This is a genomic window from Anaeromassilibacillus sp. Marseille-P3371 (assembly GCF_900169665.1).
In the GTDB taxonomy this organism is placed as follows: domain Bacteria; phylum Bacillota; class Clostridia; order Oscillospirales; family Acutalibacteraceae; genus Anaeromassilibacillus.
In genome coordinates this window covers 2,154,735-2,179,780 of the sequence record NZ_LT835157.1, presented here as the reverse complement: position 1 = coordinate 2,179,780, position 25,046 = coordinate 2,154,735, and the positions used below count along the sequence as shown (strand labels likewise).

General features: G+C 47.2%; 25 protein-coding genes, 2 pseudogenes and 1 riboswitch. Of the genes and pseudogenes, 22 read left to right on the top strand and 5 right to left on the bottom strand.

The genetic code is table 11. The features are described 5' to 3' along the window. Window positions 1–2 precede the first annotated feature (2 nt). On the bottom strand, window positions 3–647 hold the full coding sequence (locus tag B9Y59_RS09020) for an ECF transporter S component (RefSeq protein WP_085533035.1): 645 nt from the start codon (window positions 645–647) through the stop codon (window positions 3–5). Window positions 648–750: 103 nt separating this feature from the next. Then, a riboswitch (FMN riboswitch) is annotated at window positions 751–866 on the bottom strand. Window positions 867–1,241: 375 nt separating this feature from the next. Between B9Y59_RS09020 and B9Y59_RS09015 the strand changes: the two genes are divergently transcribed. Beyond that, entirely contained in the window at window positions 1,242–1,661 is a 420-nt protein-coding gene (locus B9Y59_RS09015) for a hypothetical protein (RefSeq protein WP_054324184.1), read from the top strand. Between the two features lie 300 nt (window positions 1,662–1,961). On the opposite strand, the gene B9Y59_RS09010 is transcribed toward B9Y59_RS09015, so the two are convergent. After that, window positions 1,962–2,198 carry a hypothetical protein gene (locus B9Y59_RS09010; protein WP_054324185.1) on the bottom strand — a complete coding sequence of 79 codons (237 nt, stop codon included), beginning with the start codon at window positions 2,196–2,198 and terminating at the stop codon, window positions 1,962–1,964. A gap of 106 nt (window positions 2,199–2,304) precedes the next feature. Continuing rightward, the gene (locus tag B9Y59_RS09005) at window positions 2,305–2,571 is read right to left on the bottom strand and encodes a hypothetical protein (RefSeq protein WP_054324186.1); all 267 of its coding nucleotides are present in this window, start codon (window positions 2,569–2,571) and stop codon (window positions 2,305–2,307) included. Window positions 2,572–2,886: 315 nt separating this feature from the next. Here B9Y59_RS09005 and B9Y59_RS09000 point away from each other — a divergent pair, with 315 nt between their 5' ends. Beyond that, window positions 2,887–3,213, top strand: a complete 327-nt coding sequence (locus B9Y59_RS09000; RefSeq protein WP_054324187.1) for a LysM peptidoglycan-binding domain-containing protein — start codon at window positions 2,887–2,889, stop codon at window positions 3,211–3,213. 79 nt (window positions 3,214–3,292) lie between these two features. Here the strand turns inward: B9Y59_RS09000 and B9Y59_RS08995 are convergent, their stop codons facing one another. After that, window positions 3,293–3,838: a GNAT family N-acetyltransferase gene (locus tag B9Y59_RS08995; RefSeq protein WP_054324249.1), complete on the bottom strand. Its 546-nt coding sequence runs from the start codon at window positions 3,836–3,838 to the stop codon at window positions 3,293–3,295. Between the two features lie 397 nt (window positions 3,839–4,235). Between B9Y59_RS08995 and B9Y59_RS08990 the strand changes: the two genes are divergently transcribed. Next, window positions 4,236–5,138, top strand: coding sequence for a DUF5685 family protein (locus B9Y59_RS08990; RefSeq protein WP_085533031.1), 903 nt, complete (start codon window positions 4,236–4,238; stop codon window positions 5,136–5,138). Beyond that, a complete protein-coding gene (locus B9Y59_RS08985) occupies window positions 5,122–5,745 on the top strand; it encodes a J domain-containing protein (RefSeq protein ID WP_085533029.1) in 624 nt (207 codons plus the stop codon). The genes B9Y59_RS08990 and B9Y59_RS08985 overlap by 17 nt, the downstream gene beginning before the upstream one ends. Before the next feature lie 173 nt (window positions 5,746–5,918). Here B9Y59_RS08985 and B9Y59_RS16770 read toward each other — a convergent pair. Continuing rightward, window positions 5,919–6,143 (bottom strand): annotated as a pseudogene (locus B9Y59_RS16770) (N-acetyltransferase); the annotation flags it as partial. Between the two features lie 397 nt (window positions 6,144–6,540). Between B9Y59_RS16770 and B9Y59_RS08975 the strand changes: the two are divergent. The 18 genes and pseudogenes from B9Y59_RS08975 to B9Y59_RS08885 all read left to right on the top strand — a co-directional run bounded on the left by B9Y59_RS08975 (window position 6,541) and on the right by B9Y59_RS08885 (window position 24,813). Then, window positions 6,541–7,443 (top strand): DUF5685 family protein, encoded by a 903-nt coding sequence (locus B9Y59_RS08975; protein WP_085533031.1) that lies wholly within the window; start codon window positions 6,541–6,543, stop codon window positions 7,441–7,443. Continuing rightward, on the top strand, window positions 7,427–8,050 hold the full coding sequence (locus B9Y59_RS08970; RefSeq protein ID WP_085533029.1) for a J domain-containing protein: 624 nt from the start codon (window positions 7,427–7,429) through the stop codon (window positions 8,048–8,050). Before B9Y59_RS08975 ends, B9Y59_RS08970 begins: the two co-directional genes overlap by 17 nt. Beyond that, window positions 8,047–8,589 carry a hypothetical protein gene (locus tag B9Y59_RS08965; RefSeq protein ID WP_242967280.1) on the top strand — a complete coding sequence of 181 codons (543 nt, stop codon included), beginning with the start codon at window positions 8,047–8,049 and terminating at the stop codon, window positions 8,587–8,589. The genes B9Y59_RS08970 and B9Y59_RS08965 overlap by 4 nt, the downstream gene beginning before the upstream one ends. Before the next feature lie 173 nt (window positions 8,590–8,762). After that, window positions 8,763–9,647 (top strand): MurR/RpiR family transcriptional regulator, encoded by an 885-nt coding sequence (locus B9Y59_RS08960; protein WP_054324191.1) that lies wholly within the window; start codon window positions 8,763–8,765, stop codon window positions 9,645–9,647. Continuing rightward, window positions 9,607–10,869, top strand: a complete 1,263-nt coding sequence (locus B9Y59_RS08955) for a BaiN/RdsA family NAD(P)/FAD-dependent oxidoreductase (protein ID WP_085534590.1) — start codon at window positions 9,607–9,609, stop codon at window positions 10,867–10,869. The genes B9Y59_RS08960 and B9Y59_RS08955 overlap by 41 nt, the downstream gene beginning before the upstream one ends. Before the next feature lie 12 nt (window positions 10,870–10,881). Further along, complete coding sequence (gene cmk / locus B9Y59_RS08950; protein WP_085533027.1) at window positions 10,882–11,547, top strand: (d)CMP kinase; 666 nt, start codon at window positions 10,882–10,884, stop codon at window positions 11,545–11,547. Window positions 11,548–11,617: 70 nt separating this feature from the next. After that, complete coding sequence (locus tag B9Y59_RS08945; RefSeq protein WP_085533025.1) at window positions 11,618–12,265, top strand: lysophospholipid acyltransferase family protein; 648 nt, start codon at window positions 11,618–11,620, stop codon at window positions 12,263–12,265. 66 nt (window positions 12,266–12,331) lie between these two features. Then, window positions 12,332–12,898 carry a lysophospholipid acyltransferase family protein gene (locus B9Y59_RS08940; RefSeq protein ID WP_158088988.1) on the top strand — a complete coding sequence of 189 codons (567 nt, stop codon included), beginning with the start codon at window positions 12,332–12,334 and terminating at the stop codon, window positions 12,896–12,898. 170 nt (window positions 12,899–13,068) lie between these two features. Beyond that, window positions 13,069–15,066: a bifunctional 4-hydroxy-3-methylbut-2-enyl diphosphate reductase/30S ribosomal protein S1 gene (locus tag B9Y59_RS08935; protein WP_085533021.1), complete on the top strand. Its 1,998-nt coding sequence runs from the start codon at window positions 13,069–13,071 to the stop codon at window positions 15,064–15,066. 375 nt (window positions 15,067–15,441) lie between these two features. Then, entirely contained in the window at window positions 15,442–16,089 is a 648-nt protein-coding gene (gene yunB / locus B9Y59_RS08930) for a sporulation protein YunB (RefSeq protein WP_158088987.1), read from the top strand. Window positions 16,090–16,232: 143 nt separating this feature from the next. Next, complete coding sequence (gene ligA, locus B9Y59_RS08925) at window positions 16,233–18,212, top strand: NAD-dependent DNA ligase LigA (RefSeq protein ID WP_085533017.1); 1,980 nt, start codon at window positions 16,233–16,235, stop codon at window positions 18,210–18,212. 578 nt (window positions 18,213–18,790) lie between these two features. Then, window positions 18,791–20,050 (top strand): diaminopimelate decarboxylase, encoded by a 1,260-nt coding sequence (locus tag B9Y59_RS08915; protein WP_085533013.1) that lies wholly within the window; start codon window positions 18,791–18,793, stop codon window positions 20,048–20,050. A gap of 514 nt (window positions 20,051–20,564) precedes the next feature. Beyond that, window positions 20,565–20,927: pseudogene (tnpA, locus tag B9Y59_RS08910) on the top strand (IS200/IS605 family transposase); the annotation flags it as partial. A 355-nt stretch (window positions 20,928–21,282) separates the two neighbouring features. Next, on the top strand, window positions 21,283–21,729 hold the full coding sequence (locus B9Y59_RS08905; RefSeq protein WP_082402214.1) for a DUF2975 domain-containing protein: 447 nt from the start codon (window positions 21,283–21,285) through the stop codon (window positions 21,727–21,729). 29 nt (window positions 21,730–21,758) lie between these two features. After that, window positions 21,759–21,965, top strand: coding sequence for a helix-turn-helix domain-containing protein (locus B9Y59_RS08900; RefSeq protein WP_054324199.1), 207 nt, complete (start codon window positions 21,759–21,761; stop codon window positions 21,963–21,965). 33 nt (window positions 21,966–21,998) lie between these two features. Next, a complete protein-coding gene (locus tag B9Y59_RS08895) occupies window positions 21,999–23,609 on the top strand; it encodes a DUF4153 domain-containing protein (protein WP_085533011.1) in 1,611 nt (536 codons plus the stop codon). A gap of 71 nt (window positions 23,610–23,680) precedes the next feature. Next, entirely contained in the window at window positions 23,681–24,253 is a 573-nt protein-coding gene (locus B9Y59_RS08890) for a chromate transporter (RefSeq protein ID WP_085533009.1), read from the top strand. Next, the gene (locus tag B9Y59_RS08885) at window positions 24,250–24,813 is read left to right on the top strand and encodes a chromate transporter (protein WP_085533006.1); all 564 of its coding nucleotides are present in this window, start codon (window positions 24,250–24,252) and stop codon (window positions 24,811–24,813) included. Before B9Y59_RS08890 ends, B9Y59_RS08885 begins: the two co-directional genes overlap by 4 nt. Window positions 24,814–25,046: the final 233 nt, after the last annotated feature.

The window sequence follows — 25,046 nt, the reverse complement described above, 5'->3', positions numbered from 1 at the left end:
CCTTATATCACCCCGTTCATGGATAGGATAAACAGAATACAAGTGATGATGACCACAACAGCCAACAGGATTAGGCCGGTAGGTTTGCCCTGACTTTGCTTTTCCGACATGGAGATATACCCACCTTTTCGCAAGGCAGTGATGACCGGCTTATACAGTAAAAATGTAATTCCAGCATTGAGTCCGGATTTTAACAAATTGAAAGGGAGAAACGCCGGAATTAATAATTCGACGACGGCTTCCCTAGGGTACCCCATATAAAGAGGAGTGACCAGATAATTCCAAACCATCATCACTGTAACCATGGTTACACATCCCGCTGCTAACCCAAGGACCGCACCGGACAACGTATGCTTTTTCTTATAGATTGCCGCGGCAGTACAAGCAAAAGCGCATGAAGATAAAACATTCATGACACACCCCAGGAGGCCTGTGTCGCTGACTGTAATCATCTCCATAAGAGAAACAATTATGGTAACGATACAAGAGGTCAATGGTCCCCAAATTAAGCCTCCCAGTGCGATGATGGCGTCTTTAGGATCATACTTGAGAAACAATACGACTGGTACACGCCCAACGGCCATGACCACGTAGGAAATCGCGCATAGCATTGCAATTGTTGTAATTCTTTTTGTTTTGCTTTCCATCTGTTGTTCCCTCCGCAAAAAAATTAGCACCGAAAAGAGATGCCTTTCAGGTGCTAATAAGCGCAGCAAACCGCAAAACGTCACAACGTGTTGCTACAGCTGATGGAATCTTCTTTCATCCAGACTATACTGTTGGTTTTGGAATCACACCAAATCATGCGTTTTACGCTCGCGGACTTTACCGCCAATCGGGAATTTCACCCTGCCCCGAAGACATTTTCGATTCAGTTGTCTAGATTAGCATACTACGAAACACCTTGTTTGACAATGACCAAAGTGAATTTCGGAAACATTTCGGAAATCTGAAGCTTTTGTAGTTGTAGATTGTCAACAGATCGGTCCCATATTTGTTGTAGACAAAAAGGGATGCAGTTTTGTTTTATAGACATACGAAATATTTTGTTTTGAATTTCATGGAGAAACTGACGGTCTGAGAGCTGCATCGGCAAGCCACTCTGTATAGTCTTTTTGAAAACAGTACATCTGTATTATAAAAATTTCAATAAAATTTGAAAAAAAGTGAAAGTTATTGTCCACTTTGGGGTTTTCCTGTCGTTGTTAATAGATGTATCAATATTAAAGGAGGAATTCCCCATGTTTAAGAAATTCGCAGCTGTCCTTTGTGCATTTTGTATGATGTTTGGCGTAGGCGCCAACGCAATGGCCGCAACAGAAGTTCCGGCAAATCAGGTTAGTGCGATTGAGATTCAGCCGCGCTATACTTATGCGGACCGTGTAGAGGCATTTTTGTCCATCAGCGGCAAAACCGCCTATGTAGATGCAGAAGCACAGGGAAAATCCAATGTGTCCAAGATTAAGCTGACAGTTACTCTTCAGAAGAAGAGCGGCAGCAGCTGGTCCACTGTAAAGACTTGGACCGACACCGAATCCAGCGATTATATCTATATCTCGGAGGAAAAATCGGTTTCTTCGGGAACCTATCGCGTGAAGGTAACTGCAGTCTTCAACGGATCTGAGACGGTGACTACTTATAGCGAGACAGAGACGGTTTAATAACGCGTTCTTTTGTCGCTACAGTTTGGACCCAATCATCCAATTACAATTTCCGCGCAATTGATGGATGGATTTTGTCTTTCTGGCCGCTGTTCGGTAAGAATTGGCGGCCGGAAAGCGGGTTTTACTTTTCGACGGAAGCAATTCCGTATCATTTGCCTACATGAGTTTTTTACCAATACAACCAACGATGGGACCGTCCTTCCCCGGACGGTCCTTGGTTGTCTCTAGAGGGTCAAAAAAGTGCCGCTGCAACTTTAAAAGTTGCAGCGGCACGAATCATTTTTGGGTGAAAGCTTGTTAGTTGCCAATCATATAGTTCAGGAACATGGATTCGTCTTCCGGGTTTTCCACTTTCAACTCAGCCGAAACCTTAGAGCTTTTTGCGCCATCCAGAAGAGCGCGTACACCGTATAGCTGGCACAGCTTACTCTTAAGATTGAGGGTATTGCCATCCTCTGTTACCAGATAGACATTTCCCTGTGCTTTATCAAGAAGATCAAGAAGTTTCTGAATATCGATGTCATATAATTTCATAATTATTCCCTCCAATTAATTTTTTAGGATTTAGGTATATTATACCATGTAAACTACTGAAATACAATGTAAATGATAGACAAGAATCCTTAGGACTCCTCTGCTATTATTTCGATGTCCAGCCGCTTACTCTGGCGCACCGGGACATCCAATAGCGAAGAAACATCTCCTGGTCCTCCTTGTCTTCTACGATAATCTCTGGAGAAACCTTGTTGTCATTTGAGTCTTCGAGCAGCATCTTAATACCATAAAGCTGTGCCAGCTTGCTGTTCAACCCAAAGGAAACACCCTCTTCCGTAACCAAATAAATGTTCCCTTTTGCATGTTCAAGCAGGTTCACAAATTCACCCACGCTAATGTCGTATAGTTTCATGTTTCCCTCCTTGTAGTTTACATAAAGGATTATATCATACATGTTGCATAATTGCAAGCCTAATTCTTTGTGCAATATTTAAAATCCTGTAAAAAATTGGTAAAGGAATTGTGTAGTATGAAGAGATATGCTCACAAAAGAGCTCTTTCGATCCATTTGCATAAAATATGCGTAAGCGTTCAAACGTGCCACTTTTTTGTGTATTTGCTGTAGGAAAATGAAAAGGAAAAGGAGGGAAGGATGCACTTCTTGTCCGTATGGTACATAAGATGGATTGGCGTATTTTATTAACTTTTAGTAAAGGAGAGAGCTTCAATGCCAGCCATCGTTGTTTATACAGTGAGAGAGGGCGATACTCTTTGGAATATTGCCAAAAACTTTGGCACGACGGTCAATGATATTGCCCGATATAATGGCCTTGTTGACACGGATGTGCTTTACCCAGGTCAAAAACTAAGGATCTTCGTACCGGATACCAATACGAACACAAGCGTACCAAAATGGTATGTAGTACGTCCCGGCGATACGCTATCTAGAATCGCAGAGAAATATGGAACGACCGTACAACGCCTGATGTGGCTCAATGACATCGCAGTGCCGGATCTGATCTATCCAGGGCAACGTTTGCGGATTCGTCCGTAAACGTCTGGACATAAAAATCCCCGTCCCACAACTTGCAAGCGTGCGGACGGGGATTTTGTCCTTCCTCTTAATGGATTTGTTATGAGACAGGATTGGGATTTTGGCTGTATTGCATGACCGTTCCCCATAAATCACCGGAAAAGGCACGGTATTCTTCCTCCGTGATGGATTTGGGCCAGCTCATAATCAGAAGCTGATGAGGAGTGCATCCCTTTTGATAGGAAGGATGCATGTAGAAATATCCATCGTAATGAAATCCCAAACGCTCGTAAAATCCCTTTCTACGAATGGATATGTCATCGACAGGCGGATCGATTTCTAAGATCACGCGGTCTCTTTGATTACAAAATTCTTTGAGACATTGAGAACCAATCCCATCTCCGCGAAGATCGGTTTGGATAGCGAAATGTTCAATGTAGCTGTATCCGCTGAATTCCCAATAAAACATCAGACCCAAAAATTCTTTCCCATCCCAGATGCTTTCACAGTAAAACTGCGGATTCGTCAGAGCTCGGATATGTTCGTCGAGCCCCCTTTGCTCACGGACTGGAAAGCTAGTTTGATAGAGTGCAAGGGCCTTTTGAAACCCTTCACTGTCTGTGGTTGTGTGCCGGATAAACTGCATAATGCTATTTTCCCCTTTTTGTAAAGCTTTATGGATGATTTCTCCATACTTTTTCGTATATTTGCAATTTTTATTTTAACATATGTATCGCTAAAAGTCACGGGGGAGCAAGTGGCATTCGGTGGAAAGTGGAGAGCTTCCCCAGGTTTCATATGGGAAAGACCCCTGTTTGATGGCAAATCGGAATATCCAGTGGAGGTATAACGGAGATTCGTCGGAAGATGGAGAAAAATTTACATATTGTTAATTAAATATCTGTAGCGGATATAGTAGAATACTAAATAGTCCATTTTGCAGAAATTCGCATGAAAATTGAGCAGGCGCGGCGAGGTTCCCTTTGGAATTTGCACGTGCATGGCGGGCGTTGCCCGCAGAGCACCATAAGGAGGATGACCTCGTGTTTGGATATATCAGACCTCAAAAGTTTGAGTTGCGTGTGCGCGAATATGAACAGTATAGAGCGGTTTATTGTTCTTTATGTCGGCAATTGGGCGACCGTTATGGTATCTTTGCCAGGATGACGCTCAGTTATGACTGCACGTTCTATGCGTTGTGGATGATGGCTTTACACAAAAGGTGTCCAAGTTTTCAAGAGGGACGCTGTGTGGTCAATCCGATGAAAAAGTGCGGATTTTGTACAGGTGGGGAGCGTGAACTGCGTTTGGCCTCCGCACTTTCGGTGATTATGGTCTATCAAAAGGTGCGGGACAACATAGCCGATGACCGCTTTTTAAAGCGTTTACGGTCGTATTTTATGCTTCCTTTTGTCTCTCGAATGCGCCGGAAGGCGGAAAGAGACTATCCTGAATTGGATAAAATTGTCGCTTTGGCAACCATGGAACAGGCAGCCGCAGAACAGAATCCTGGGAAAAGTATTGACTTTTATGCGGAGCCTTCTGCCAAGATGATGGAGCAGGTGTTTGCTTTTGGCGCAGAAGCTCCGGAATTGAGCCCCGAAGACCGTCTTGTGCGGCAGGCGGGGTATTTTTTGGGCCGCTGGGTCTATATTATAGATGCAGCGGACGACTTGGAAAAAGATTTACGCGAAGGGGCTTTTAACCCTTTTATTGTGACAAAACAATTACAGTCCAATTGTTCCCCGGAGCGGCTGGAAGAAGTGAAAGCAGAGGCAAATCAGATTCTAAATGCGACGCTCTCTCAGTTGATCGCGGTGGTTAATTTGATGGACCTGCAATCGTTTGGTTCGATTGTTACCAATGTGATATTTCTCGGCCTGCCGGAAATGCAGCGAGCAATCCTGTTTGAGAAGGAGAAAGAAAAGCATGTCGGACCCGTATAAGATTTTGGGAATCTCTCCCACTGCGACGGATGATGAAGTCAAAAGTGCTTATCGCACCTTGGCGAAAAAATATCATCCAGACAATTATGCCGGAAGCCCGGTCGCAGATCTCGCGGACGAGAAAATGAAAGAGATCAACCAAGCCTATGACACGATTATGGCCCAGCGTAGAGGGCATACTGCTGGAAGCGCGCAACAACCGGGCGGAGGTTATACAGGGTATTCCTATGCCAATTCCCGTTCCAGCTTTAGCGATGTACGGAATTTGATTATGGCGGGTCGCATAGCGGATGCAGAACAAATTCTGAATGGTGTTCCTGTGGAGGGGCGCGATGCAGAATGGCATTTTTTGAAAGGAACCGTCCTGTATAAACGTGGTTGGATGGAAGAAGCATATAACCATTTTTCCAGCGCCTGTCAGATGGACCCCAATAATATGGAATATCGGGCGGCGATGAACCAAGCGATCAACCGTCGAAATGGCGTTTATGGCGGATACAATCCCAATGCCCAGCCTGTGGGTGGGTGTAGTTTCTGCGATATTTGCGCGACTGCGATTTGCTGTGATGCCTGTTGCAACCCGTTTGGCGGAGGCGGTTGCTGTTGAAAAACCATACGATGAAGCTGGCGTTCAGTGGAATGCTGGTGGCGTTGAGCACAGCGCTGATGTTTCTGACCAATTTGTTCCCGGTTGCTTCTTATACACTGCCGGCTNCTTTGATTACAAAATTCTTTGAGACATTGAGAACCAATCCCATCTCCGCGAAGATCGGTTTGGATAGCGAAATGTTCAATGTAGCTGTATCCGCTGAATTCCCAATAAAACATCAGACCCAAAAATTCTTTCCCATCCCAGATGCTTTCACAGTAAAACTGCGGATTCGTCAGAGCTCGGATATGTTCGTCGAGCCCCCTTTGCTCACGGACTGGAAAGCTAGTTTGATAGAGTGCAAGGGCCTTTTGAAACCCTTCACTGTCTGTGGTTGTGTGCCGGATAAACTGCATAATGCTATTTTCCCCTTTTTGTAAAGCTTTATGGATGATTTCTCCATACTTTTTCGTATATTTGCAATTTTTATTTTAACATATGTATCGCTAAAAGTCACGGGGGAGCAAGTGGCATTCGGTGGAAAGTGGAGAGCTTCCCCAGGTTTCATATGGGAAAGACCCCTGTTTGATGGCAAATCGGAATATCCAGTGGAGGTATAACGGAGATTCGTCGGAAGATGGAGAAAAATTTACATATTGTTAATTAAATATCTGTAGCGGATATAGTAGAATACTAAATAGTCCATTTTGCAGAAATTCGCATGAAAATTGAGCAGGCGCGGCGAGGTTCCCTTTGGAATTTGCACGTGCATGGCGGGCGTTGCCCGCAGAGCACCATAAGGAGGATGACCTCGTGTTTGGATATATCAGACCTCAAAAGTTTGAGTTGCGTGTGCGCGAATATGAACAGTATAGAGCGGTTTATTGTTCTTTATGTCGGCAATTGGGCGACCGTTATGGTATCTTTGCCAGGATGACGCTCAGTTATGACTGCACGTTCTATGCGTTGTGGATGATGGCTTTACACAAAAGGTGTCCAAGTTTTCAAGAGGGACGCTGTGTGGTCAATCCGATGAAAAAGTGCGGATTTTGTACAGGTGGGGAGCGTGAACTGCGTTTGGCCTCCGCACTTTCGGTGATTATGGTCTATCAAAAGGTGCGGGACAACATAGCCGATGACCGCTTTTTAAAGCGTTTACGGTCGTATTTTATGCTTCCTTTTGTCTCTCGAATGCGCCGGAAGGCGGAAAGAGACTATCCTGAATTGGATAAAATTGTCGCTTTGGCAACCATGGAACAGGCAGCCGCAGAACAGAATCCTGGGAAAAGTATTGACTTTTATGCGGAGCCTTCTGCCAAGATGATGGAGCAGGTGTTTGCTTTTGGCGCAGAAGCTCCGGAATTGAGCCCCGAAGACCGTCTTGTGCGGCAGGCGGGGTATTTTTTGGGCCGCTGGGTCTATATTATAGATGCAGCGGACGACTTGGAAAAAGATTTACGCGAAGGGGCTTTTAACCCTTTTATTGTGACAAAACAATTACAGTCCAATTGTTCCCCGGAGCGGCTGGAAGAAGTGAAAGCAGAGGCAAATCAGATTCTAAATGCGACGCTCTCTCAGTTGATCGCGGTGGTTAATTTGATGGACCTGCAATCGTTTGGTTCGATTGTTACCAATGTGATATTTCTCGGCCTGCCGGAAATGCAGCGAGCAATCCTGTTTGAGAAGGAGAAAGAAAAGCATGTCGGACCCGTATAAGATTTTGGGAATCTCTCCCACTGCGACGGATGATGAAGTCAAAAGTGCTTATCGCACCTTGGCGAAAAAATATCATCCAGACAATTATGCCGGAAGCCCGGTCGCAGATCTCGCGGACGAGAAAATGAAAGAGATCAACCAAGCCTATGACACGATTATGGCCCAGCGTAGAGGGCATACTGCTGGAAGCGCGCAACAACCGGGCGGAGGTTATACAGGGTATTCCTATGCCAATTCCCGTTCCAGCTTTAGCGATGTACGGAATTTGATTATGGCGGGTCGCATAGCGGATGCAGAACAAATTCTGAATGGTGTTCCTGTGGAGGGGCGCGATGCAGAATGGCATTTTTTGAAAGGAACCGTCCTGTATAAACGTGGTTGGATGGAAGAAGCATATAACCATTTTTCCAGCGCCTGTCAGATGGACCCCAATAATATGGAATATCGGGCGGCGATGAACCAAGCGATCAACCGTCGAAATGGCGTTTATGGCGGATACAATCCCAATGCCCAGCCTGTGGGTGGGTGTAGTTTCTGCGATATTTGCGCGACTGCGATTTGCTGTGATGCCTGTTGCAACCCGTTTGGCGGAGGCGGTTGCTGTTGAAAAACCATACGATGAAGCTGGCGTTCAGTGGAATGCTGGTGGCGTTGAGCACAGCGCTGATGTTTCTGACCAATTTGTTCCCGGTTGCTTCTTATACACTGCCGGCTATAGCAGGGGCATTATGGATATTATCTGTGATTGAGTTGGGGAAGGGATGGGCGTGGCCGTCGTTTGTGGCTTCATCTTTGCTGTCGTTTTTGGTAGTGGCGGATAAAGAAGCCGTAGCGATGTTTGTTCTCTTCTTTGGGTATTATCCCATCCTGAAGGCCTATTTTGAACAGTTTTCGAGGAGATTTCTCACTTGGTTGGCGAAATATCTGTTGTTCAATGTGGCTATGATCGTGGAGTTTATTCTTTCCATTCATCTATTAGGAGTCCCAGAAGAAAGTTTCACGGTCTTTGGCGTGTACCTTCCTTGGGTGTTTTTGTTGATTGGAAATGTTGCGTTTTTGCTGTATGATTATTGCCTTTCTTGTTTAGTGGTTGTCTATTGCCAACGCATGCATAAGAATGTACAGCGGTGGCTTCACCTGAAATAAAAGCTTGATTTTTCAAAACTTTGGTTTTAATATAGAGTGGAACCGTTTTTGCCATTTATTTGGAGAAAACAGCTCCACTATTTTTTGCATTAATTTGGAAAAGTGCCGTCGTTTTCCGCGCGGAACGTGGCGGCAAACCTCATGAAATCTACCGCGCGGGGATGGGATTTGAAATGAATAACTTGTTGACCGTCAGAATTCAAGACAAGATGACCAGTTTTTCAAAGGGCCAAAGGCTGATTGCAAAATATATATTGGAGCACTATGACAAGGTGGCGTTTATGACGGCCGCACGCCTGGGCGCTACAGTGGGGGTGAGCGAATCTACTGTGGTGCGTTTTGCCACAGAGATCGGTTATACTGGGTATCCGGAGTTGCAGCAGGCCATGCAGGAGATGATCCGGAATAAGCTCACGTCGGTTCAGCGGATGGAAGTCACCGCCAATCGCATTGGAGAGAATGATATTCTCGACTCGGTGTTCAACCAGGACATCGACATCATTCGGCGGACCATGGAAGAGACATCCCATGAAAACTTTTATAAAGCGGCCGATGCAATCGCCTCGGCTCGAAAGATCTATATTTTAGGGGCGCGCAGTTCCTTGGCGTTGGCGACTTTTTTGTCCTACTACATGCATCTGCTGTTTGAAAATGTACTTCTGGTGCAGTCCACCAGCGAAGGAGAGATCTTTGAGCAGATGATCCGCATTGACGAGAACGACGTGGTGATCGGCATTAGTTTTCCGCGTTATTCCCGCAAGGCGGTAAAAGCGATGAATTTTGCCCGGAAACGCGGCGCAAAGGTTGTGGCTATCACAGACAGCAATTTATCACCGTTGGCAGAGCCAGCAGACTATTTGCTTTTGGCACGCAGTGATATTGCTTCGATTGTCGATTCCCTCTGTGCACCGCTCAGTTTAATTAATGCCCTGATTGTCACCATAGCCCTGAAAAAATCCAATGAAGTCAAAAAGGTATTCCAGAATCTGGAGGACATCTGGGACGAATATGGAGTTTATGAAAAGGTGGATGAACACAAGAGTGAGCCAACCATTTGATGTTGTAGTGATCGGCGGCGGGGCGGCTGGAATGCTTGCGGCTGGTACGGCAGCGGCCCGCGGTATGCAGGTTTGCTTGGTGGAGAAACAGGCGCGGCCCGGGCGAAAACTGATGATTACCGGTAAGGGGCGCTGTAACCTGACAAACGACTGCGATGTACAGGAGTTCATTGCGTCGGTTCCGTCCAACGGGCGGTTTTTATTCAGCGCGGCTTCGGCGTTTCCACCGCGGGACGTGATGGCTTTTTTTGAGAACCAGGGGCTACCGCTCAAAGTGGAGAGGGGAAACCGGGTGTTTCCTACGTCCGACCGTGCGGTAGATGTGGTGGATACGTTGGTTCGGTATATGAAACGCGGTGGCGTGGAAATGCTAATAGGGCAAGCAGCCAAGTTGCTGTTGGAACAAGGCCATGTTCAGGGGATTGAGCTTCAAGACGGCGCCTGCGTCCTTGCACGCAATGTGCTCATTGCGTGTGGAGGAGCGTCGTACCCCGGCACCGGCTCCACCGGAGACGGATATGTGCTTGCACGGCAAGCAGGTCATACCGTGGTTCCCCTGCGCCCATCATTGGTCCCGTTGGTGGCAAAAGGGACGGACTGTTCCGAGATGATGGGATTGTCGCTAAAGAATACGGCAATTCGTGTTTTGGACACCCAAAAGAAGAAAGAGGTCTACAGCGACTTTGGAGAGATGCTTTTTACTCATTTTGGGGTTTCTGGCCCGATGATTTTGAGCGCCAGTGCCCATATGCGGGATATGGCGCCGGGACGGTATCGGATTGTGATCGATCTGAAACCAGCGCTACGCCCAGAACAGCTGGATGCTCGTTTGCAGAGGGATTTTGAAATGAACAAAAATCGGGATTTTATCAATGCGCTTTCCGCATTGCTTCCGCGAAAAATGATTCCGGTGCTGGTGCGGCGTTCCGGGATTTTGCCGGAGACAAAATGTAATCAGATCACACGCGAACAGCGCCGTGCATTTGTGACGCTTTTAAAAGCGTATCCGGTGGAGATTTCCGGTTTTCGTCCGATTGAGGAGGCCATTGTCACATCCGGCGGCGTTTCCGTAAAGGAAGTCAATCCAAAGACTATGGAATCGAAACGAATCAAGGGCTTATATTTTGCCGGAGAAGTGCTCGATGTGGACGCCTATACCGGCGGCTTCAATCTACAGATCGCGTTTTGTACCGGCCGGCTTGCCGCGAATTCCATGCAGTAGGGAGGAAACAGAATGAATGCAATTGCCATTGATGGACCGGGAGGGGCCGGGAAAAGTACCATGGCCCGCGCTTTGGCCAAGCAGTTGGGATATGTATATGTGGACACGGGGGCTTTATATCGGGCCATCGGGCTGTATATGCGCCGGTTGGGGATTCCTACCACTGATTTTGACGCGGTTGCAGGAAACCTGATAGGGGTGAAGGTTCGCTTAGCGTTCCGCAATGGGGAGCAGCGGGTATTTTTGGGGGAAGAGGATGTATCCGATGCGATACGCACGCAGGATATTTCGATCGCGGCCTCCAATGTCTCTGCGGTTCCGCAGGTACGGGCGTTTCTGTTTGACCTGCAGCGGGATCTCGCTAAAACCAACCATGTTGTGATGGATGGCAGGGACATTGGAACGGTGGTCCTTCCCCACGCACAAGTTAAAATTTTTTTGACAGCCTCTCCGGAAGAGCGGGCGCGACGGCGTTATGAAGAGCTTTTGGAGAAAGGGATGGAGGCTGACTATGAGCAGGTTCTTGCAGAACTGAAACAGCGCGACTATGACGACTCGCATCGTGCGGTAGCGCCGTTGGTTCCGGCAGACGATTCTATTTTGGTAGATAGCACTGGCTTGACACGCGAAGAAGCGCTTCAACGCCTGCTAAAGACCGTCCAAGAAAAGCTTTCTTAGAAACGAGTCTGTCGATTGGACAGAGGTCGTTAAAACAATGCCGGGACTCCCGGAGATCGGTGGTTGAAAAATGAGGAGTACGCCTCTTTATGTATTTGCAAGAGCATTGGCGGCATGGGTGACTTATCCATTTGCGCCTTACACGGTAAAGGGAAGGGACTTATTCCCTGAGGAGGGCCGTGTGGTCGTCTGTTGTAACCATATGGCCAATTCGGACCCCGTGCGCTTATCTTGTTCCCAGCGCAGACAGATTTATTACATGGCAAAGGCGGAACTTTTTCAGTTTAAACCCTTTGGCTTTATTTTGAAGAAATTGGGTGCATTTCCTGTACAGCGCGGCAAGGGGGATGTGGAAGCCATTGACACGGCGGCAGAATTGTTGCGTGACGACTGTGCGGTTGGAGTATTTATCGAGGGGACTCGATCCAAAAACGGTGAATTTGGCAAACCGAAGGCGGGCGCGGTGATGCTCGCATACAACAACCATGCTCCAATTTTGCCGGTCTGCATCACGCCGATCGGGAGCAAAAGGCCACGCCTGTTTCACCGTGCGGTGGTTTCGTTTGGTGAACTGATTCCGTTTGAAGAGCTGGGAATACATGAGGGCTCTGGTGTGGAATTTCGAAATGCCAGCCGTTTGGTGATGGACAAGATTCGGGCGCTGCGGGAACGCGATTTACGGGAACTGGAAGAGAAGGATGCCTCAAACCACATTTAGCCGGGCTACATACCATGCAGAGGAGGGCCGGACATGTCCGCATATCGGTTCTGGAGGAGAGCGCTGATGCCGATTGGCAAACTTCTGTTTCGCCTGCGCTTTGAGGGAACAGAAAATATTCCACGGGAAGGCCCTGTTGTCATTTGCAGCAACCATCGTTCCGTACTGGACCCGTTTTTTTTGGCTCTGCCGGTGCCCAGAGAGATTCGCTTTATGGCAAAGTCGGAGCTGTTTGAAGAGCATGGACAATTTGTTCGATGGCTTCTTTACGCGTTTGGCGCATTTCCAGTCCGTAGGGACAAAGGGGATGCAGAGTCTGTGCGGACGGCGGTTCACATCCTGCGGGAGGGCGGAGCAGTTGGAATTTTTCCCCAGGGGCGCTGTGTGTTTGATCGGTCGCCATTTAAGCCCAAGGCGGGCGCCGTCTTGGTGGCCGCCAAGGCAAAGGCGCCTATTTTGCCTGCTTGTATCTCTTTCCAAGGGAGAATATGCCCGTTGAAGCGCGTTGTGGTGCGTTTTGGTGAAATTCTTCCCCTTCCGGCTCTTTCTCTTTCGGATGACTCGCTTCAAAACGTACGGGAGGCGGCGGGGCTCTTGGCGGAAAAAATAAATGGATTGCTTGAAAGAAAATGAGCTTTTGTGTTGTATTTTGTGTGATGAGCGTTTTGTAGACGATCGATGCGCTGTTTTTTGGCAGGGTTCTTTTGTGCCAATCAGCAAGGGCTTTTTCATAAAAGGGCTCATAAATGGGACAAGGCCGGGGAAACTTTTTGTAAGGCCGGCAAACAAGGAGGACGGTAAATTTGAAAATTACCGTAGCGAAATCGGCCGGTTTTTGTTTTGGCGTGAACCGGGCGGTGCAGATGGTGTTCGAGCTTTTGGATGAGGGAAAACGTGTATGTACGCTGGGACCGATTATCCACAATCCGCAAACGTTACAAGTTTTGGCTGCACGCGGCGTTCAGATCGTAGAGGCGCCAAAAGATGCTCCCAAGGATGCAACTTTGGTCATCCGCTCCCATGGAGTGTCAGAAGCGGTGTTGGATGAAATCCGCCGTTTGAAGCTCGCTTATGTGGATGCGACTTGTCCGTTCGTGGCAAAAATTCACAGGATTGTTTCCGACGCCTCTGCTAAAGGACAAACGGTGTTGATTGCCGGAAATGCCACCCATCCAGAGGTGGAGGGAATTCGAGGACATTGCCAAGCTTGCTATGTCTTTAAAGATGCAAAAGAATTGGAAAATCTTACAAATGATTTCCCAGAATTGAAAAATAGGCCGTCATGTTTTGTCGCACAGACGACTTTTAGCGTGGCGGAATGGGAAAATTGTTTGGAAATCATAAAAAAGGTATATACAAATGCCACAATTTTTGATACAATATGTAATGCTACTGCAAAGCGTCAATCTGAAGCGGTCGAATTGTCCGAGCATTGCGATGCGATGATCGTCATCGGCGGCAGGCAAAGTTCAAACACTGCGAAACTCCGCGATGTTTGTAGGCAGAACTGCACTACATATCTCATCGAAACAGCGGGTGAGCTTCCGCTGTCGGCTCTGAAGGGAGCCGCTTCCGTTGGCATTACTGCCGGTGCCTCTACACCGGCAAGCATTATAAAGGAGGTACTAGTTACCATGTCAGAAATTATTGAAAACGCAGGTGCGAATTCAACGGAGAATGCCGATACGAGCTTTGAGGAGATGCTTGAAGAATCCCTCAAAAGTTTAAATACAGATGAGAAGGTACACGGTGTGGTTGTCGGCATTGCCCCCAACGAGGTCTATGTAGATGTTGGAAGAAAGCAGGCTGGATTTATTCCGGTAGCCGAACTGTCTGCTGACCCGAACGCAAAACCGGAAGATCTGGTAAAAATCGGCGACGAAATGGACCTCCTGATCATGCGCACCAACGATCAGGAAGGAACGATCATGCTTTCCAAGAAGCGTTTGGATGCAGCGAAGGGTTGGGAAACGGTTGCTGCAGCAGAAGAAAGCCAGGAGATTTTGACGGGCGTTGTAACAGAGGTCATCAAGGGCGGCGTCATCGCGGTGACCAATGGAGTTCGCGTATTCATTCCGGCTTCTCAGGCGACAGCTTCCCGCAATGATCCGTTGGAGGATCTGTTGAAGAAGGAAGTTCGCTTCCGCATCATTGAGGTCAATCGCAACCGCCGTCGTGCGGTTGGTTCCATCCGTTCCGTCCTGAAGGACGAGCGCAAGGCTTTGGCCGATAAGTTCTGGGAGACCGCAGAGGTGGACAAAGAGTATACTGGTGTTGTGAAGTCTCTGACCGCTTATGGCGCGTTTGTCGATTTGGGCGGTATTGACGGTATGATTCACATTTCTGAGCTCTCTTGGAGCAGAATTAAGCATCCGAGCGAAGTCGTCAATGTGGGCGATACTGTGAAAGTATATATCAAGGGCTTGGACCGCGAAAAGGGCAAGATTTCTCTTGGTTACAAGCGTGCAGAGGACAATCCGTGGGAAATCCTCAAGCGTGATTATCCTGTTGGCACAGTGGCAGACGTCACGGTCGTAGGTATGACCACCTTTGGCGCATTTGCCAGAATTATTCCGGGGATCGATGGTTTGATTCACATTTCGCAGATTGCGGATCATCGCATTGAGAAGCCACAGGATGTTTTGAAGATTGGTGACGTTGTCAAAGCGAAGATTACGGACATCGATTTTGAGAAGAAACGTGTCAGCCTTTCCATCCGTGCACTGCTTGAGCCGGTTGCGGCGGAGGAGGATGCAGCTGCTCCTGCACAGGAGGAAGCACCGGCTGCGGATGCAGAATAATAAGCTCTTACTAAATTTGGGCACAGAGGAATTGTTCCTCTGTGCCTTTTTTGATTAGGACCCTTCGAAAAGACGGTGGCGCGCCCCATAAAAAGCTATTGCTTCAAGCATCGATCGAAACAAACGGTCGACAACGATCTTTCGATGATAAAAAGGTTGCTGTTAAAACGGCAATTACCCGTTTACGGTCTGGGCACAAGCGATGGAATCGGAATAAAGGTCCATGCGTTTTGAGAAGCTTATCGGTAATAGGCATTTATAGGGCCTTTTTATGCCTCGGTTTAGCCGATAGATTTAACGATTAAGAATGGAAAAGTATGCACAGCTTTTTTCCTTTTGCGTATGATGGAAAAGAAGCAAAAGGAGGGATACGCCGTGAGACGATGGAGAAGAAGCCGGCCGCGCCGCCGTAGACAAAGAGGATGGCTGGGAAAAATCTTGGCAGTTTTCATTTTGACCGGCGTAATCTTTCTATTCTTAGACTGGAAATTACATCCTATCATCGAGTCCATGGTATCCAATCAGGCGCGGATTGCGTCTGTTGAGGCGATCAATGAAGCCGTTATGGAGGAATTGGCGGCGGATTCTGTCTCCTATACCGATTTGGTCAATATTGAACGTGCGGAATCCGGACAGATTTTGGCCGTTACGACAGATATGACACAGATGAACCAGCTCAAATCGTCGATCCTACAGCGTGTTCAGGAACAATTGGGAGAGCATTTAGACACCGGCGTGCCATTGGGAACCTTGTTGGGAAGCGAATTATTACATGGCCGTGGACCGAATATCCCCGTGCGGTTGACGCTTTCCGGCAATGTAACAGCAGATTTTGAAAGCACGTTTGAATCCGCAGGAATCAATCAGACCAAGCATCGAATTTGTCTACATATTCATACTAGTATTTATTCGTTTTTGCCGCCTGCTTACAATGGCACAACCGAGATTGAAACCGACATACCTGTGGCAGAAACCGTGATTATTGGTGAAGTTCCGCAATTGATGGCGAACTTTAAAACATAATTTTTCCCAGCATCTCTTTACGCGCATAGGTTGGATGGAGTATAATCAAACTAATGAAAAAATAGGCCGCCGGTTGAGAGACGCCGGCGGCCTATTTGACGGCGGGCGCAAGAGGATGTTTGCGCGAGGGAAGGAGAATGGCTATGGATGAACAATCGGTAAAACAGCAGATGCAGGAATTGATCGGCCAAATCAATTATCATAATCAAAAATACTACGTGGAAGATGCACCGGAGATTGACGACTACGAGTATGACATGCTCTACCGGCAGTTGCAACAGTTGGAAAACGAACATCCAGAGTGGATTCAGCCGGATTCTCCTACCCAGCGCGTGGGTGCTGCACCTTTAAATACGTTTGAAAAGGTAGAACATGAAGTCCCCATGGAGAGCCTCCACGATTCCTTTTCAGAGGAAGAGCTGATGGACTTTGATCGCCGGGTACGCGAAGCCGTCGATTCCCCGGTTTACATTGTAGAGCCGAAATTTGATGGCCTATCTGTGTCGTTGGAATACCGCGATGGTCGTTTTGTACGGGGCTCTACGCGCGGGGATGGCCTTGTAGGGGAAGATGTCACGGAGAATTTGCGTACGGTCCGGACCGTTCCTTTGAAGCTCACCCGTTCGATTCCTTATCTAGAAGTGCGTGGCGAGGTTTATATGTCCCACGAGAGCTTTTTTAAACTAGCAGCCCGTCAAGAACTCAATGATGAAAAGCCTTTTAAAAACCCGCGCAATGCCGCTGCTGGCTCTCTACGGCAAAAGAATCCGAGAATTACTGCGACACGGACGCTCGACATCTTTGTGTTCAATGTACAACAGGTCAACGGCGAAGAACTCCATTCCCATAAACAATCGTTGGACTTTTTGAAGGAACTCGGGTTCCCAGTCCCCCCCTTCTATAAGGCATGCACGACCATGCAGGAAGTGATCGAAGAGGTGCAAAGAATTGGGGAATTGCGCGGCTCATTGGGATATTCCATTGATGGGGCGGTCATCAAGGTGGACGATTTTTCTCAGCGCGTATCGTTGGGGAGTACGGCGAAATTTCCCAAATGGGCGGAAGCTTTTAAGTACCCGCCGGAGGAGAAAGAGACAAAGCTGCTGGAAATTGAGATCAATGTGGGCCGTACAGGGGTCCTGACTCCAACCGGTCTCTTTGAGCCGGTCACGCTGGCAGGTACTACCGTCAGCCGCGCGACTTTGCACAATCAGGACTTTATTACAGAAAAGGACATCCGTGTTGGGGATACGGTCATTCTGCGCAAAGCGGGGGAGATCATCCCAGAAGTGGTTGCAGTAACCGCCCATTCCCCGAAGGCAGAACCTTACCATATTCCGGAGATCTGTCCTTCCTGCGGCGGACCGGTCACCCGCGAAGAGGGAGAAGCGGCCATACGCTGTACGAATCCGGAATGCCCGGCACAGTTGATGCGTCACATGATCCATTTTAGCAGCCGTGATGCGATGGACATTGATGGGCTTGGCCCGGCGGTGATTGAGCAGTTGGTGGAACGCGGATTGGTGAACTCTCCGGCGGATCTATATGTTCTGGAGCAATCGCAGATACAAGAGTTAGAGCGCATGGGGGAAAAGTCCTCCCAGAATCTGATGGATGCGATTGCACACAGCAAAGGAAACGATCTGTACCGTTTGGTGTATGCGCTGGGAATTCCGCACATCGGTTTGAAAGCGGCGAAATTACTGACCTCCTATTTTGGCAATATAGATGCGATTTTCCAGGCCAGTGCAGAGGAAATTTCCGCGATTGATGGGTTTGGCGGTATTATGGCGGAGAGTGTCCGCCAGTTTTTTGATCTTTCCAGTACTGCGCACTTGATCGGCCGCCTGCGTGATGCAGGCGTAAATATGGTGAGTAAAACAGTGGTGAGCGATACGAGGTTTGCAGGAAAGACCTTTGTCCTGACCGGAACGCTTCCGACGATGACGCGCGCGGAGGCATCGGCCATCATTGAAAAGCTTGGAGGAAAGGTAAGCGGAAGCGTTTCCAAAAAGACCAGCTATGTCCTTGCAGGGGACGAAGCGGGAAGTAAGCTGACAAAAGCACAGAAACTTGGTGTCCAGATCCTCACGGAAGAAGAATTCTTGCAAATGGTGGATTGAAATACTTTTTACCTTACCCCATGGTTTCTATTCCGGAAGACCACCCTTCTACAAAGAGGGGGTGGATTGAAATTTATTCCGTGCCAATCCGGGGCCATCCACCCACAGTCACCCTCCATATGGAGGGGATGGATTGCAATACGATTTAACAAAACGGCTTCGGACAGGCGACTGGGGCGTCCTCTATGTGAAGGCCGTGGATTGAAAACGGAATCATCCCGAAGGGTAGCTATCCCTTGGAGCGCCCCTCCATACAAAGGAGGGGGGTGAAATAGCCTAAGAGAGAACGCATAAAATGATCTATGAGTCCCCTCCGCGTGGAGGGGAGAAATTGAAAGAACATGATAGTGAAGTCAAAAGATCTTGCCTGGCTTTCCCCTACACATGGAGGGGGAAAACCAAGTTCCCCAAGATAAGGAATGTGGTTTTGATTACCGCTATACGTAGGGAATTTAGTGAACTTTATAAAAGCTTAACTTGACAAAAAAACAAATCTTTTTTATACTGTAAGCGTCAATTTTGAAAGTTAATCTGTGCTAACTTGCGGCATAGAAATGAATTAGGAAAGTGGGAGCCAGATGAAAAAACCATTTGTCACCAAAGAACAGTTACAAGCGATTGTCGAAGAATATCCAACGCCATTCCATCTCTATGATGAAAAAGGAATTCGCACACGTGCGCGCAACCTGCAAAAGGCGTTCGCATGGAATAAGGGCTTTAAGGAATATTTCGCTGTCAAAGCCACACCGAACCCGTTTATTTTAAAGATTTTACAGGAAGAGAGCTGTGGAGTTGACTGCTCTTCTTTAACCGAGTTGATGATGGCAGAGACGTGCGGTTTTTCGGGAAAGGCGATTATGTTTTCTTCCAACGACACACCCGCTCAAGATTTTGAATATGCGGCCAAATTGCATGCAACGATCAATCTGGATGATTTCACCCACATTGACTTTTTAAACAGCTTGGTTGGAATTCCGGAGACGATCAGCTGCCGGTATAATCCGGGTGGGACGTTTGCAATCAGCAATACAATTATGGACAACCCCGGCGATGCAAAATATGGATTTACGAAAGAGCAGATGATCGAGGGGTATAAAAAATTGCAGAAGCTGGGTGCAAAGCACTTTGGAATCCATGCGTTCCTCGCCAGCAATACCACAACGAACGAGTATTATCCAACTTTGGCGCGCATTTTGTTTGAGCTTGCAGTGGAATTGAACGAGAAAACCGGAGCGCATATCGCCTTCATCAATCTCTCCGGTGGCGTTGGTATCCCGTATCGTCCCGATCAACAAGAAGTGGACATTCTGGCAGTGGGGGAAGGGGTACGCAAAGCTTATGAGGAGGTTTTGGTCCCCGCTGGCATGGGCGATGTGGCAATCTTTACGGAGCTGGGCCGTTACATGTTGGGACCGAACGGCTGCTTGGTCACAAAGGCGATTCATGAAAAGCACACGTACAAAGAATATATCGGAGTGGATGCCTGTGCCGCCAACCTGATGCGCCCGGCGATGTATGGTGCATACCACCACATCACTGTGATGGGAAAAGAAGATCAGCCCTGTGACCACAAATATGATGTCACCGGCGGCCTCTGTGAAAACAATGACAAATTTGCCATCGACCGGATGCTTCCGAAGATTGATATGGGAGATCTTTTAGTCCTGCACGATACTGGTGCACACGGCTTTTCTATGGGATATAATTACAACGGAAAGTTGCGTTCGGCAGAAATCCTTTTGAAAGAGGATGGAACAGCGCAATTGATTCGCCGTGCAGAAACGCCGAAGGATTATTTTGCAACGTTTGATTTTACAGGCCTGTTTGACCGGTATTGAGAATTCCTCCCTTTAAAGGAGTGGCAAAGAGCATTGGCCGCCAAGAAAAGGGCTTTCGGGGAATTGACATATTGAAGAGCGGTTCTGTATGAATAAACCAAAGCTTTCCCCTACAATCGAGTGGGAATGCTTTGGCTATTACAGATGCCATTTATTAAAATGACAGTATATTTATTACAAATGATTACAGTTTTGCCCGCGGATTTTTCCGCGGGCTTTTTGTATGAATAAAACCGCTCGCCTTGCGAGTGGTACAAAAGAAGGCTTATGGCGATGATGTAGAAAAAAGACCTCCTTTTGTTGAAGAATGTTTTTACGGTCTGGCAACTGCCAAGAACAACAAAAGGAGGATATTTCAATGAATGACAGAAACCGTTTATCACATAGGATGAAATTGCAAATATCATATCGCATTGTCGATGATAACCTAAACCAACCAGACCTATGGAGGTTGATCAAAACGGAAAAATCCTATTTCATAGGAACCTACCTTATGGGAAAGTGTGTGATTTAGATCGCGATCGTATTTGCTCCAAGGTATAGAAGGAAGATGTTTTGTAAAGAAACGAGGCGGGAGATCGGAGAAATTCTGAGGACTCTTTGCGAATGGAAAAAGACAAAAATTGTGGAAGCAGAAGGATGTCCGAATCGTGTGCATCTGTTGGGAGAAATACCGTCCAAAGGGTTGATGTCAAGCTTCATGGAATATTTGAAAGGAAACAGTAGTCTGATAATCCACGAAAATATCCAGACCGGAATCGGGAATTCTAGTGTAGAGAATATTCTGTAGATATAGCAGGAAAGGATGCAAAAAGGATTCAAAGAGCACATCCAAAAGCAGTTGAAAGAAGGTAAGACAGGAGAACAGCTGACGATGGGAAACTTTGAAAAAACTCGTTTACGAGTAGCAAGTAACAAACCTTTTGCAGCTGCCAGAGCGTACCAACGTGGCATGACACGTGCTGCTAGCAATATAGGGTTTCGCCCGCATATAAAATACCCCCGGCTTTTGCCGGGGGATATTTATTTGTTGGGTTTTGTCTGAATTCTATGAAAGTACCGTTTGTCACGAAAGAATCATTCAAACGATTTTCGAAGAACATCCGATGTCGTTCCATCTTTTGGAATATCCATGAATAACAGTATGAATTTATTGATAAACGATAAAAATATATTGCAAAACAGTTGTTAGCGTGTTACAATAGAAGCAGAAAATCAAAGGAGGATTCACGATGTGGACGAAATCGAAATCTCTGATGCTTTCCATTTTTTGTACGAGGCTGTTTTTTGTACTTTTGGTAGCTGGAGTGATCTTTGCACCACAGATTGTCGTTTGGTACTTCGGCAATTCACCGGCAGCGCAATCGATCCATTTGGCCTTCCGAATAACCATTTACTGCTGTGCAGTTCCCGGCTTTTTTCTCCTGCTGTGTCTGCACCGGTTATTGCGCAACATTCGCCGGGAGCGTGTATTTGAAAAGGAGAATGTCACGTTATTGCGAGTGATCTCCTGGTTGTGTATTGCTGTTGGTGTGGTGACTTTGGTCTCCGGTTTGTATTATACATCGTTTTTTCTGGTGGCAGCCGCAGCAGCTTTCTGTGGCCTCATTGTCCGGGTGGTCAAAAATGTATTTGAACAGGCCATTGCAATCAAGACAGAAAACGATTATACGATCTGATACGTTTGAGCGATGAAAGGAAGAACGACATGCCGATTGTTGTCAATCTGGACGTCATGATGGCCAAGAGAAAAATCTCGGCAGGCGAATTGGCGGAAAAAGTGGGAATTACCCCTGCGAATCTCTCTATTTTAAAAAATAACAAGGCCAAGGCGATCCGGTTTTCAACCCTAGAAGCAATCTGCCGTGCGTTGGACTGTCAACCTGCGGACATCTTAGAATATCGAGAATTCTGACATACAAAAAATGGCGGAAAGGAGCATTGCAAAATGAATCCGTATACAAATGATGGGAGTGCTACTTGCACCCCCAAAACCACTGGTGTGCCCAATTTGCCGGACAGCCGTGTCTATCAAAATCCGGCGATTCAGTCCGGCTCGAAATGTGAGCAAAAGGGTTCGCCCATTCCCTTCACAAGCGTGGATGCGTACTTTGCCATTTTGGCGCTCGTATGCGGTTATCTCTTTGTTTGGCTGGTAAATCCATTGGCAATTTTATCTCCGAGTTCGCTTGGCGTAGGAGTAACCATCTTTGCGATCTGTTTCGATACAACGGCATTGCTTTATATGCGAAAGCGGGCTGTTTCGCCGCCAAAGAGTAGTTATGCTTGGTTGATACTGGCCATGGTGTCCGCACTGTACTTCGCACTGTTTTCGAATGGGATTCTGAAGTTTTTCAATCTTATTTTTTGTGTGGTGGTGACAGCCTATTGGATGGCAGCGGCCTGTAATTCCCGTCTGGAACCTTCCCTCGGTCGCTTTGTTGTGCCAGATTTGGTAGATCAATTGCTCCAAATTCCGTTTTTTAATATTTCCTGTGCTCCCAAAATTCTACGAAGCACCGCGGGAAAAAACCGAAAAAGTAAAAATATGCTGGCAGTAGGCGTGGGGATTTTGGTGGCTGTTCCACTGGTCCTACTAGTGGGGGCACTTTTGACAAAAGCCGATGTGACATTTGCGCGAATGGTTCAGAAAATGACCGCGGAATTTGGCGAACATCTTTTGATTATTCTGCTGCGTCTACTCCCGGCGTGGCTGATCGGGTGTTACTTCTTTGGGATGCTGTATGGAAATCTGCAAAAGCGTGGAGTAGCTACCCGCAGCAAAGAGCAGGTGGATACAGGGAGAGAGAGGCGCAGAAGATTGCCGGCGGCCATGACGGTCACTATTTTAGTGTTGTTGAGCGGTGTATATGTGCTTTTCTTCGCTGCGCAGGCGGCGACCCTGTTTTCTGCCTTTACCGGCGTGCGTCCTGAGGGGCTTACTTATGCGGAATATGCCCGCCAAGGGTTTTTTGAGCTTTGTGAGGTGGCAACCATCAACTTGTTTGTTTTGGGAGGTGTACGCTTATTCACGAAAAGGATGGAAGGGCGGCCTGTGCGTCCTATGATCGTATTTTCGGTGCTGATCTCTGCCGAGACGCTTCTTCTTATTGCAACGGCTTTGAGTAAGATGGTTCTTTATATTCAGCAATATGGGTTGACCCTTCTCCGTGTGTATACCAGTTGGTTTATGGTGTTGCTGTTTGTCGTGTTTTCTATTGTGATCGTTGCACAATTCCGGACAATCAATCTGGCAAAGGCCCTGGTGATCGCCTTTTCCGCGTGCTTTTTGATCTTGTGTTATAGCAATGTAGATGGCTTGATTGCGCGGTATAACATCGATCGTTATATGGATGGGACATTAAATGCCGTGGATTTGAGCGCCTTGTATACGACCCCAGAAGCTTCGTTCCCCTATGTGAAGGCGCTTTACCAACAGACGGATGACCCCGATTTGCGTGAGGAAATCTACCGTTATTGGGGGGATATCCAGGACGATAACCGTCCATTCTATGAACAGAATCTAGAGCATTTCCTAGTACAAAAAGATACAATTTAACACAAATACCGTTGTATGTAAATTCCTCCCAAGATACAATAGAAAGAAGACTGGAAAGGGGAGGAAACAAAATGAAACAGGAATCGTTCAAACAGCGATACGTAAAACTGTTTATCACTTTTTTAAAGATCGGTGCGTTTACCTTTGGAGGCGGGTATGCGATGATTCCGTTGATCCAGAGGGAAACCATTGAAAGGCACCATTGGATTGACGACCAGGATCTTTTGGATATGTTGGCGATTGCAGAATCAACTCCGGGGGTAATCGCTGTCAATTCAGCGACATTCGTCGGGTACCGTGTGGCGGGGTTCTGGGGAGCACTTTTTGCTACCATAGGGGTGATACTCCCATCGTTTTTCATCATCCTGTTGTTGGCTGGGGTGATTCAACAGTTTAAGGAGTTGCAATATGTCAATTATGCTTTTGTAGGAGTCCGTGCAGGCGTAGCAGTATTGATTTTGAATGCTGTGCTCAAGTTATCGAAGCAATGTCCCAAAAACATCTTTACGCTGCTTGTTGCGGCAGTGGCCTTTGTCCTAGTCGCTTTTTTCAGTGCCAATGTGATACTGGTGATTGTGTTCGCCGCCATAGCGGGAGTAGTGGTTCAACTTTGGCTGCATGGAAAGGGCGGTGCAGCACAGTGACATTGCTTCATCTGTTTTTTACCTTCTTTAAGATCGGGCTTTTTACCATCGGCGGTGGGTACGCAATGATTCCGTTGATTCAAGAAGAAGTACAGCGGAACCATTGGTTGCAACCGACGGATTTGATCGATTTTATCGCTGTCAGCGAATCGACTCCCGGACCATTTGCCGTGAATATTGCAACTTATATCGGAGCTGAAACCGAAGGAATTGCGGGGGCAATTTGTGCGACAGCCGGTGTAGTATTGCCGTCCTTCCTGATCATCCTTTTGGTGGCCAAATGGTTTTTGTCCATGCAGGAAAATCGCTTTGTACAGGGCGCGCTATACGGCCTGCGGCCAGCGGTGGTGGGGTTGATTGCAGCGGCAGCGTTTTCAATCAGCTCGACCAATTTCTTCCCGGAAGGAACGTTCTCTTCTGTCAATTGGACTGGGATTGTCATTTTTGCTCTGGCGTTTCTCCTGATGCTCTGGAAAAAGCCACATCCCATTTTATTGATCTTGTTTTCAGCCGGTCTGGGGATTGTTTTTTGTTCGGCACAGGAGTTTATTCCATTTTAGAGATGCTTAAAAAGCGCCTGCAAAACATCGTTTGGGATGCTTCGCAGGCGCTTTCGTTTGGAAACAAAAGGATAAGAATTTCTGGAGAATTTGGCGTTTTTGTACAGAAAACCGAGTGGAAAGTGTGTATCAGCATAAAAAAACAAAAAAGTCAAGGTAAAACCACAAATTACCTTGACAAACACTATATATTGTTATAAAATATTAAACTGCATCATCATGGAAAGATATAC